Consider the following 10,859-nt stretch of genomic DNA (forward strand, 5'->3'; position numbering starts at 1 on the left):
TTAAAACATCAACAGCCCCTAGAAGGTGTGATTGCGGGGAAGTAATTACATTCATTAATTCGACATGATTTTCGAGCATGTCCAAAGTATTAGCATGTCTTGTGATTTGTCGTAATGTTCCTTCAAGGGAATCAGGGACAATGAAAAACTCTTTCCATTCCGGAAGTGGTTTTTTTGATATAAAACTGTAAATATCTTGTTTGTTAGCGTCATTTTCATAGCCATAAAACTCTAAAAGAATTTCATCATCGACTTTACTGAAGTTTTTGTTATTCACAAGACTCCAGGATAGTTTGTCATTATTATCACTACTGTTTATAATTTTCTCAAGCCTTACTGAAGGCGATTCTATACCAAGTGATTTTGATAATTCCTCAGTTGCTTCATCGTGCCTTGGCACAAATTTAAAAATCCATGAGCTAACATTATCTGGTTCACTGTCTTCACTAATGTTTTCCACAGGAAAAATCTCTGCCTTAGCATATGCAATATTAGCAATATGTACGGCTGTTAATCCTTCTAATAATTTTAGATGAGCTTCATTCCTTTTGTTCTTATCTTTACCTGTTTCTGCGAATACAAGATTCCACGGCATTAAATTTAGTGAGTCATCGTTATTACTTAAGAATTTCCTAGCTTCATAGTGAGTAAAGCAAGAAATGTTATTGCTATTGATTTCAATATAATTTTCTTTATTGAAAAATTTAGCTGGCAGTTCTAAATATGCATATTTAGAATATCCTAACTCCCATGTTTTATCGTTAGTTTTGTGGTCTGGTTGGAACGGAGTGAGAACATAACAGAGTTCTTTCCCCTTCAATATTACTTCGTGGGGGTTTGTTTCTAAAGTGTTTACAAATAACACAGGTGAATCAGATAGATCATCACACACAAATTTCTTTATTATTTCAGAGTCATCTCTTGAAATTGTGAAATGATTTTTATAATAGAATTTCTTTTGTATGCAGTGAAACAAATCTTTCTTTTCTTTGTTATTATTTGGTTGCTCATATTTGGTATTTATGGCTACCCCATGTATGTTTTTTGTTTTTTTATAAAATTCGGTAAGCTCATTAATTATACGATTAATAGAGTGTAAAATTTCTTTTTCACTAAGAAGTTCTTTAATAGCATTTTGCTGTATAGGTTGGATACCCAAAAGACTTCGAATTATTGTTACTTCACTTATTGTTAAATCGTGATTGGATATGAAGTGTTCTGCAGAGAAACTAAGATTTTTGATCTGACTTAAGTTTATTTTTAGAAATTTTGATATCAATATTCCCAGGTCTATCCAGTCTGTAGCGAAAGTTGATATTTTTCCTTGCTCACCTACTGGTTTTATTTTCGCAGTGGTGAGAGTTGGCATCCGTATTGACCACTCAAAACCTGTTAGCTGAAAATCATTATAATCATCATCTTCATATTCATATGTAAGAATGGAGTTTTCATCTAAATGACGATGCAATAATCCTTGTGCGTGAAGTAAACCAATAGCATTTGTAATTCTGCATATGTTTTTCCAGAATCTTATTCTAATCGTGGGATCTTTTAATCGAGTCAACCAATGGCTATTTCTTGGAAGGGATAATGTTTTTCTATTGAGCAAATAAGATGCCGGAACTCTCCCGTCAGAATTCAGAACAAGATAGAAGCCTTCATTCGTTTTTTTTGATTCAACAGGGTAGACTATATAATCCCCAACACCGGGATACCCTTTTAATCTTTGTAACTGTCGTAATTCATGTTGCCAAATACTTTCAAGGACTTGCTCGTCACTTGTAATATTCCTTGGCCAATATTTTATAATGAAATTCTCACCATCTTTTTGGGAGAGTATCAGATTTGGAATGTTTTTGTTTTCTTCTGTTTTTAAAATATTATCTTCGACGATCTCATAATTATCTAAGATATGATTATCAGTCATATTTCAACCTTACTCCAATATGCATGTGGAAATTTTACTGGTGAGAGCTGTATTTTTCATATGCTCACTCTTTTATGCTACCGCCCCAACATATGCAAGTATGTTGTATATTGAATTCATTGCTATCATAAATATGTAACTTTTACAATTAGTTAGTGAATATTATCTTACTTGGATCAAAAAATATTATTTCTCCATTTTCGATGATTATGTTTGAATGTTGATTAACTAATTGATTTTTTGTTTATTTACTGTTTTTTGAGTTAATTTGTGAGCTCAAACAGAGTAATAGGCTCTGATCTACAGACTCAAGGAAGTTAGCCTACAATTGCAACATAAACTTATTTTTTGAGACCACCGACGAAATTACTGTAGGTTTATGGATATGAAGCTCGGAATGAGCATTTTTATCAATTGCGGAGAAAACTATCGTAGCTTTACTTTTTCAAGCCAGCCAAGGCTTTCTTGTTAATTCCTTGATGCTCAGGTAGTGTAAACATTGTTCCATTTCTATGGCTTATCTGGTGTTCTATGACACCTTTGTACAACAATTCTTTTCGGAAGAGTAGTTAGCTGATTTTACTTATCTTCCTCTGTATTCTTTTACCCTCAAACAAAAAAGCCGTGAGGGGTAAAAATGGTCAAATTGAGATTCCATTCCACACTCAGGGCTTCATATTAAAAATTATCATTTTCACGAAGTCGATCACAAATTAAAGTCGGTTATTCCTGTGGCTTGGAGCGGGCTTTCCTTTCTAATAATTCTCCAGTATAAGAATCAAAATACCGACTAGGCCAAATTTCAGAAGGATGGATTCCGAGATAGTTAGCAATTATCCATTCACCTTTCGGCCACGGTCTACTGAATGCATTTGCTAATGTTGATGAACTGAGTCCCGCTTCACGAGAGAGTGCGGCTAAGGTTGTACCGCGTTTACGAAGCGCAGCGATGATATCGGCCTGATGCCAGTCGTTTTGAATATTGTTGTTATTCATTCCTGCTACCCCTTTCCATTAATTGATTATTGATGGTGGTAATCCAGACAGGGTTCGCAGTACCGGTAACGTCCAACCGGCGAAGCCGAAGCTTCCCCTGCCTGAATCACCATTGAAAGGGTGATAGCAAGCACACTGGTAGAAAGTTCCTACCAGTGTGGACGTTAATTCAAGGCTGCGAAACCCTGACCATTAGATTTTGCTAATGGCGGGGACACTTTAACTGATTGTATTATCGGACTCAATAACCGAATGATTAAGTTTAACGGCTATAAACTCGCTCAACATAACGCCCGCGCCCATCACCATGCCCCAAATCCATTGATACCAGTGCTCTTGCTTCCTGATGGCTAAAGCCATTTTTTTTGTAAAAGTTCAGTGCATCCTGCGCCCACGCATAGCGCAGACTGTGAGGAGAATAGCAACCGGTTAAACCAATCTTTGTGGTGTGCGTTCGCCAGTAATTCATGGCTTGTTTGAGATCGGGCTTATCAATCAATCTGCCGTTACGTTGTTCAGCAATAATAATGGCTTGTTCGACAGCCGCTTTAACTGCGACAACATCCAGTACACGGGTTTGCCGTGGCCGGCCGCCTTTTGTACCGAAAACAACATGCAGTTTCGGTTCTGGTTGTTCTAACTGTTTGCGCCAGCTCTTCAGTGAAGCACTGCATTGCACCGCTTCCTGAGAACGTAGCCCCAGCAATCGAGCCAGTTTTAGTGTGACGGCAAATCCGGCATCACGTTTAAGAGCTTTTTGATAAACAATCTGAAGCGTAGCATCAGGGATCGCCTGTTTCGTTCCGGCGCGACTGGTTCCGCTTAATCCCAATGCCTGATTGCTCAAACGTGGCGAAGTTTCCAGTTTTTCCCGGCCTGCTATGCGGAAGATATTACGCAGCGCAGCCATTTCATTTTGTACTGTTCGCTTGGCAATCCCCTGAGATAAACGGGCATCAACATACTGTTCCACGTGTTTGGTTTTCAAATGACTGAGGCTTTTTACCTGAATATTCAGGCTCAATAACAGCACACCCAAACGCCCGGCGATCCTAATGCGATCATGGCAGGTCTTATGGCTGCCACCCGCCTTCCGTGCAAAAAATTTTAATTCTTTAATCAATCGGCTCATCGGCTTTCCCTTATTGATACCTAACAACATGCGAACTCTGGCGCGCGACAATGCGGGCAAAACAGGAAATGCCTGCTTTGTCCTTGACGGATATCTGTGCGCCAGAGTGAACGCAAGTTGAGGTATTGCGGGGTATCGGTTGAGTACGCTGTACTGCCGCCTGCATGAGCAGGTCATCCCCACCGGCTAAGAGCCAGCCTCGATATCGTCAAGTTCTCCTTTTTCCATCTAAAAATGCAGTGTCAGATTCACTGTATGGTTAAGCAGGCGTGAGCCTGTCAGAGTTGTGTGGTGCTTTGGCTGCGGCGTCACTTTCAGCGATAAATCCGCAAAAAGTGACGCCTTGAGTTTCGTGAACGGTCAGAAAATGTTGTGCAAGCATTAAAATGCCAGCAGGCGTAGCAGAACGCCGCCAGATCTAGTGTCAAACGGTAGCAATGAGTTAATTGTTTTGGCGTAGAAAAATTGTTCGCTGAATATTTCAGACAGTGATTGTGAGAGGTATGAACCGGATGGATTAAAACCATTCCATAGTTCATTGAAGATAAAGGAAAATAGGATTTATGTTGATTTGAAAAGTCAGTGTATGAATCCATGTTCACTACACTTGACTGACAAGATAAAACACCTTTTGGGCGTATTTTTAGTTTAAGAAACCTTCATTGCCAGACGAGGGTTTAGGTGTCCTGGCAATATCTGCTTCCAAAGGTGGGCAGATGTACCGCAATATTTGCACTCCCTTTCAGGCTACAGGAGTTTTATTCGCCGCTTCACGCTGATCTTTGCAGGCGTCAGATCATTTTTGTAGAAAAAGATATTAACGGTTGAGTGGAAAAGAGTCAAACCGTTAACGCCGCCTGTTCGCCTTATTTCTGTCTGAATTCTGGGGCGTATTGCGCTATTTTCCCTATATTTCTCCAAAATCAGGTAAAAATTCCATCTGATTAGTTGATTAATTTTACTGATATATGTGTACAATCCGTTAACCTACAAGATAAAAAAATATAACATCGAAAAAATCAATATAATGAAAAACAACAAGGAATCACTGTACCTGCAGGAGCGGGCTTATCTGTGGGAATTAGCGAAGTGCATTGCAAAAGAATCCCCGCATCTGGCCGATTTTCTGATTGCCTCCCATGATCCCGATATTCAGCGTGTTTTCGAAGCCTTTGCCCTTTTGATCGCGAATTTACGGGATAAGTTGGAGGATGAGTTTCCCGAAATTACCCACAGTTTACTCTCGCTCATCTGGCCGTTAGCGCTGTGTCCGATCCCGCCGACAACGGTTTTGCAGTTTTCGCCCCTTGATGATGAACATCAGGGAGCGGTTGATATTCCCATCGGTACCTCAGTTTCTGCCAGTGTTTACGGGCAACTGCTCGATTTTAAAACCGGCCGTGCGTTGCATATTGAGCCGTTGATTGTGCAACAACGTGCAGTCAGGAAAACCGGTACACACAGCGAAATTATTCTGACATTGTGTCAGACCGGTTCCACGTCTTCGGTTTGGCAAAGCGGTTCGCTGACCTTTTTTCTTGGCACCGATACAGCACGCGCCGCTCAACTTAGCCTGTGGCTGGATCAGCATATCTGTGATGCCAGCCTGAACGCACAGGGTGAACGGCGGACAATAAAAAGTTTTCCTTATGGCTGGCATAGTCTGCTTGACGAACCGTTGCTGCCGATGCCCAAGAGTACCTATTCCGGCCTGCAACCCTTGGTGGAATATTATGCGCTGACTGAGCTTTATAATTTCGTCACGCTGGATATTAGCCAGAGTTGTCTCAACGTTCCGCTGAATGAAGACAGTACGTTTGAACTGATTTTCCGTTTCGAGGGAGAATTGCCGCTGGATGATGTTGATGGCGCGTTTTTGCTGGGCTGTGTGCCTGCCATTCATCTGGAAAATCAAACCAGCCTGCCCATTCTGCTGGAGGCCGATAATCACAGTTATTCGCTGTCGTTGGGTGAGTCGGTACGGTTATTCCGGCTGCGGGAGATTCAGGTCGTACAGCAGCCCGACGATGATGAACAACGCGGCACACCTTATCGCTGGCTGCCGATTGAGCAGTTTACTCCGGCCGGGCACTTCCTTGATGACGACACACAACCGGACACTTTTTACTACCAGCTTCAAACCGAGCAGGATTTTCTGGGCAGAACCGAACACCGGCTGAATTTTTTTGATTTAACTGGTAAACCCGCAAAAAACTTGCCCGCCATTGCGATCGCCTGTCATTTCACCGGTTATCACGAACAAGCACTGACACTGCCACAGGGCGCACTCACGGTGACGCAGGAAAGCGCTCCGTCGCATCTCGGTGTGCAGAATATCACGCCGATCAATACCGATTACTCGCCGCTGTTACAGGAAAAGAGCGGCTGGCTGCTGCTGTCCTGTCTCTCCAGCCCGCCGGTGATGTTGTTTTCTACCGACAGCCTGAAACAGTTTCTTCGCCTGTTTGACCCGCATACCGAAACGAATCGCCCATTGAGCCGCCAGTTTCAGCAACATATTGACAGCATTATACGGGCAGAAGAACACCTGACTGACCGATTACGGATGGGTCGACCGGTTCGCGGCTATGTATTAGCACTCACGCTGAACCCGGACTGTTACCGCAATGCCGGTGAAATGTACCGATTCTGCCGGTTAATCAATCAGGCACTGGCCTGTTTTATCAGCCAGTCTACGTTTGTGATGCTGGAAATTTTTACCCCGGACAGCCGCAATGTGCTGTGGCAGTTCTGGCATGTCGATGGATTACGTCCGGCTATGTAATGAAGGAACTGAGGCAATCAACGAGAAGGAATAACCATGAAAAGTGGATTACGTTTTGTTTTTACTGTCGCCGGTGTGCCGGAAGACACGTTTGCGGTCGGTGATTTTTCCCTGCAAGAAGGTTTATCGGAACTTTTTACTCTGAATCTGACGCTGGTCAGAGCCGGTAACGCGAACCCGTTTAAACCGCAGAAAGACATCGATTTAGCCGGGTTGCTGATGCAGCAAGCCGTCTTGCAGGTGTTTAACGGTGAAACGCAGCAGCGCAAAATCACCGGTATCATTTCCCATGCCGACTGGATTGGCACCGATGGCAACAAAACGCTTTATGCCCTGACAGTACGTCCGGCACTCTGGCGGTTGACACTCAATCAGGACAGCCGGATTTATCATCAGCAAAATGTCCCCGCAATTTTAAACAGCCTGCTGAAAAAACACCGGGTGAAGGCGGATTCCAAACTCTACGATACGCATCAGGACAGGGAATATGTCACCCAGAAACGCGAATCCGATTATGCGTTTTTCAGCCGTCTGGCAGCGGAAGAGGGCGTTAGTTTCTGGTTTGAAGACGAAACGCTGTTTTTCAGTGACAGTCATCTGGGAATGATCGCTGGTTTGCCGCTGCAATACCAGCCCCAACCGGAAACCGCCTACGGTGTCGATACGATTTATCAGGTCAGACTGGGTGTCGGCATGAGTCCGCAGCGCAGTCTGCACAAAGATTACAACCCGGAGAACCCACGCTACCACCTCTCCCACATGCACAGCAGCGAAGGTTTCCGCGATTTCGGTAGCCAGACGCCGTATACCGTATTTGAAAGTTACGGCCGTTTTCAGAAAGATGCTGCTGCTAAACCGTTTTTGAAATACCGTCAGGAAGCACAGGATAACCAGAAACAAACCGGCAGCGGCAACAGTAACTGCATCAAACTGCGGCCGGGTAAAATTTTTGAGATAAAAAATCATCCACACAAACCGCTCAATGTGCGCTGGCAGATTATCGGTATCAGTCACCACGGGCGCTGTCCACAGGCACTGGGCGACAGCAGTGGTGAAGGCACGACACTCAGCAACACCTTCAGTTTTATCGACGGACTTGCTGACTGGCGGCCACCGTTCCACTACAAACCGTTAGCGGATGGTGATGAAACCGCGATGGTGGTTGGGCCGGAAGGAGAAGAAATCTTCGTCAACAAAGATGGCGCAATAAAAGTGCATTTTCACTGGAACCGCTATGACGACCCGGATGACAGCGCATCATGCTGGGTGCGGGTTGCTCAGGGCTGGAACGGCAATGGCTATGGTTTTATGGCGATACCCCGTATCGGGCAGGAAGTCATTATTTCGTATCTCAACGGCGATATTGACCGCCCCATCGTCACCGGTTGCGTTTACAACGGCCTGAACCGCCCGCCGCTGCCAAAACCCGCACCACCTTTAAAACCAAAACCCACAAGGGCAAGGGCTTTAACGAACTGCGTTTTGAGGATGCGAAGGGCAGCGAAGAAATCTATTTTCACGGTCAGAAAGATTTTACCTCTCATATCGAAAACGATGCCTACTGGCATATCAAGCACGACCAGAAACAGCGCATTGATAATAACCGCTATCACGACATTCGCGCCGATGACCATCATCAGGTACAAGGCAGCCGCAAAATCACCACCGAAGGTGATGTGTCGCACCGGATTGCAGGCAGCCAGCATATTCAAACCGGTGATGCAACCGTCATTGACAGCGGGCAGGAAATCCACCTGAAAAGCGGCGGCAAAGTGGTACTGGAAGCGGCATCAGAAATCACGCTCAAAGTCGGCGGCACATTTCTGAAAGTTACACCGGGCGGTATTTTCTGTTCGCCGCTGAATGTCGGACAGGGTTCAGGGGGCAGCGGTCGCGGGCTGGCACTGCAACTACCGGAAGGTGTCGAGCCGTTGCCGATGGTGGAATTCCCCACTCATCCTTACTGCCCATTATTGGCCCAGCAGGATGTCAGTCCGGTGATTAAACCCGCCAAAAAGGAATAATTATCATGATGGAAGAGATAATGACAGAAACTTCAACAATCTGGCAGGCATGGCTGAATAAATCCAATGATGCACCGGTATTCTTTATCCTCAATTCGCTGGCGCAGCCCAATCCGGTCAACCTGTTCTACCAGAATGACTGGGTTGAACAAGCGTTTCCACTCTACAGTGGCACGCCCATGAACAAGTTACTGGAACAAAGCCCGTGGCTGGTACAGGCCAAGGCCAACCAGTTTTACCAGATGGGGATGATGCTGGATGACCACATTATGAGCGATAACAGTTGGGGCTGGGCATACCGCAGTTCTACACCTTGGCAGGAACAGCTTGTTCACTGGCAACATCGGCAATTGGTGATGATGAACGGCGAACAAGTGCTGTTCCGCATTATGGATGCCCGCGTTTTTGGTGCAATGATACCCGCTTTCACCCCCAGTGACTGGTCACTGATGTTGTCGCCTATCACAGAACTGATGATCGACATACCACAGCCGAAGCCGTTTTTCCGTCCCAAAGACTGCGGAGAAGGCAACCGTGACATTCCCTTTACACTGGGTGAACACCTGCTATCCGTCTGGCTGCAATCGCCTTACGGTCTAAAAGTGTTAACCAGCTCACTTTATAATGACTTATGGGAAAACCACGGTGAAATGGCGAAAAAGCTGGATCAACCTGTCGGAAGTTTAGAGCAGCAGATTGAACAATGGTTACGACAAAAAATTGATGCGGGTTATCAGGCTGAAAAAGTATCCAGTCAGGATTATTTGTTAGCAATGGAACAAGAAAAATAACAGGAGAAAGATTTATGAGTGATAAAGGTCAGATTTATTCTTGTGATTGCCAAGAAATACTTAAAAATGATTTATATATAAAATTGGTTAGGGACTACACCAATGAACCGATACCCGATGTGCCTTATACCCTGATAAATAAAGGTATAAAACATGAGGGTACGAGTGATAAAGACGGAATGAAACTTGAGAAGGGATTAACCAGCACACCTATCACTGCCAAAATATATCCTTCTAAGCCAATTTAGTTATTGCGTCTCATTAAACATACACTTGAGGCGAATAGTGGAATATTATATCTAATTTTAGTAAGGACAACACAAATGACCGAAGTCTTTAAAAAACATAAATACGATGACATGGAGTTGTACAAAAGCACTCAATCAGTAGCCGCGTGTGACTGTCATATCGAAGAAAAAAAGGGTAAACAAATTAAAGTTATTGATGTTCCCATACTCACTTGTGAATGTGTTTGGCGCAGGTATCAGAAAGAAGCCGAAGACATTGTCGCACCCGGTGGCAAACTAATTGCAGATCCTATAGAACGAAATAAACGTATAAATCAGGCTTATGCTAAAATATGGTTAGAAGATAACCGTTTTCAATGGGCTGGCCTTGCTGCTTTTGCTTCCAAGCAAGTTGGATGTGGATTGTTACATGCTTCTAATATGCACGAACAAATACAAGCTAATAATGATGCTAACCAACGTGTGCGTCAGACTGCTAGTGAGCTAGAAAATACAATGGATAATCCATTTTACTTTCTTCATCCAAAGCTAAAAGCGCGAGCCGAAAATAAAGTTGAGGATTTTGCTAAAGCAGTGGAAGAAGCTAAGCAGGCTAGTAAAGAGAATAAATTATCAATATTCTCTGATGTACCCGGACTTCAAGGATTTTCAAGTCTGTCACAGTATTCATTCAACTATGTGTATGAGAAGATGGCACTGGGAAATACAACGCTATTTCTGGATGTATATCCACTTCATGCTTTCTACAAACAACGTGGACTGAAAGATCTTAAAACTTGTCTACCAATACGTAAAAATATTTATGGTAATAGCCAATTCCCAGTATTGTGGCCAATAGGACAAGAGGAATTTGAATTTGGTTATAACTATCCTGAAATTCTACAATCTTTTGAAGCTATAGATAAAGGAAACATTGCTGAAGGTGTTGTATATCTTGCTAGATAGTGTCGTCATGA

General features: G+C 43.6%; 10 protein-coding genes and 1 pseudogene. 6 read left to right on the forward strand and 5 right to left on the reverse strand.

Going from position 1 to position 10,859, the window contains the following annotated elements; genetic code table 11:
* From ABLA85_RS15825 to ABLA85_RS15845, 5 genes and pseudogenes are all read right to left on the reverse strand, one after another.
* Positions 1 to 1,927 (reverse strand): annotated as a pseudogene (locus ABLA85_RS15825) (helicase); the annotation flags it as partial.
* Between the two features lie 723 nt (positions 1,928 to 2,650).
* Positions 2,651 to 2,923 (reverse strand): helix-turn-helix domain-containing protein, encoded by a 273-nt coding sequence (locus tag ABLA85_RS15830; RefSeq protein ID WP_367965343.1) that lies wholly within the window; start codon positions 2,921 to 2,923, stop codon positions 2,651 to 2,653.
* A 262-nt stretch (positions 2,924 to 3,185) separates the two neighbouring features.
* On the reverse strand, positions 3,186 to 4,055 hold the full coding sequence (locus ABLA85_RS15835; protein ID WP_367965344.1) for an integrase domain-containing protein: 870 nt from the start codon (positions 4,053 to 4,055) through the stop codon (positions 3,186 to 3,188).
* A 10-nt stretch (positions 4,056 to 4,065) separates the two neighbouring features.
* Positions 4,066 to 4,221 carry a hypothetical protein gene (locus ABLA85_RS15840; protein ID WP_367965345.1) on the reverse strand — a complete coding sequence of 52 codons (156 nt, stop codon included), beginning with the start codon at positions 4,219 to 4,221 and terminating at the stop codon, positions 4,066 to 4,068.
* Positions 4,222 to 4,314: 93 nt separating this feature from the next.
* On the reverse strand, positions 4,315 to 4,437 hold the full coding sequence (locus ABLA85_RS15845; protein ID WP_367965346.1) for a hypothetical protein: 123 nt from the start codon (positions 4,435 to 4,437) through the stop codon (positions 4,315 to 4,317).
* A gap of 645 nt (positions 4,438 to 5,082) precedes the next feature.
* Between ABLA85_RS15845 and ABLA85_RS15850 the strand changes: the two genes are divergently transcribed.
* The 6 genes from ABLA85_RS15850 to ABLA85_RS15875 all read left to right on the forward strand — a co-directional run bounded on the left by ABLA85_RS15850 (position 5,083) and on the right by ABLA85_RS15875 (position 10,848).
* Positions 5,083 to 6,840 (forward strand): type VI secretion system baseplate subunit TssF, encoded by a 1,758-nt coding sequence (locus tag ABLA85_RS15850; RefSeq protein ID WP_367965347.1) that lies wholly within the window; start codon positions 5,083 to 5,085, stop codon positions 6,838 to 6,840.
* Positions 6,841 to 6,876: 36 nt separating this feature from the next.
* Positions 6,877 to 8,598 (forward strand): type VI secretion system tip protein TssI/VgrG, encoded by a 1,722-nt coding sequence (gene tssI, locus ABLA85_RS15855; RefSeq protein ID WP_367965348.1) that lies wholly within the window; start codon positions 6,877 to 6,879, stop codon positions 8,596 to 8,598.
* A complete protein-coding gene (locus tag ABLA85_RS15860) occupies positions 8,517 to 8,864 on the forward strand; it encodes a hypothetical protein (protein ID WP_367965349.1) in 348 nt (115 codons plus the stop codon). Before tssI ends, ABLA85_RS15860 begins: the two co-directional genes overlap by 82 nt.
* 5 nt (positions 8,865 to 8,869) lie before the next feature.
* The gene (locus ABLA85_RS15865) at positions 8,870 to 9,655 is read left to right on the forward strand and encodes a DUF4123 domain-containing protein (RefSeq protein WP_367965350.1); all 786 of its coding nucleotides are present in this window, start codon (positions 8,870 to 8,872) and stop codon (positions 9,653 to 9,655) included.
* Positions 9,656 to 9,669: 14 nt separating this feature from the next.
* Positions 9,670 to 9,903 carry a hypothetical protein gene (locus ABLA85_RS15870; protein WP_367965351.1) on the forward strand — a complete coding sequence of 78 codons (234 nt, stop codon included), beginning with the start codon at positions 9,670 to 9,672 and terminating at the stop codon, positions 9,901 to 9,903.
* A gap of 75 nt (positions 9,904 to 9,978) precedes the next feature.
* The gene (locus ABLA85_RS15875; RefSeq protein ID WP_367965352.1) at positions 9,979 to 10,848 is read left to right on the forward strand and encodes a hypothetical protein; all 870 of its coding nucleotides are present in this window, start codon (positions 9,979 to 9,981) and stop codon (positions 10,846 to 10,848) included.
* The last annotated feature ends 11 nt before the right edge of the window (positions 10,849 to 10,859 follow it).

The sequence above is a fragment of the Xenorhabdus sp. SGI246 genome, assembly GCF_040838225.1.
Lineage (GTDB): Bacteria > Pseudomonadota > Gammaproteobacteria > Enterobacterales > Enterobacteriaceae > Xenorhabdus > Xenorhabdus indica.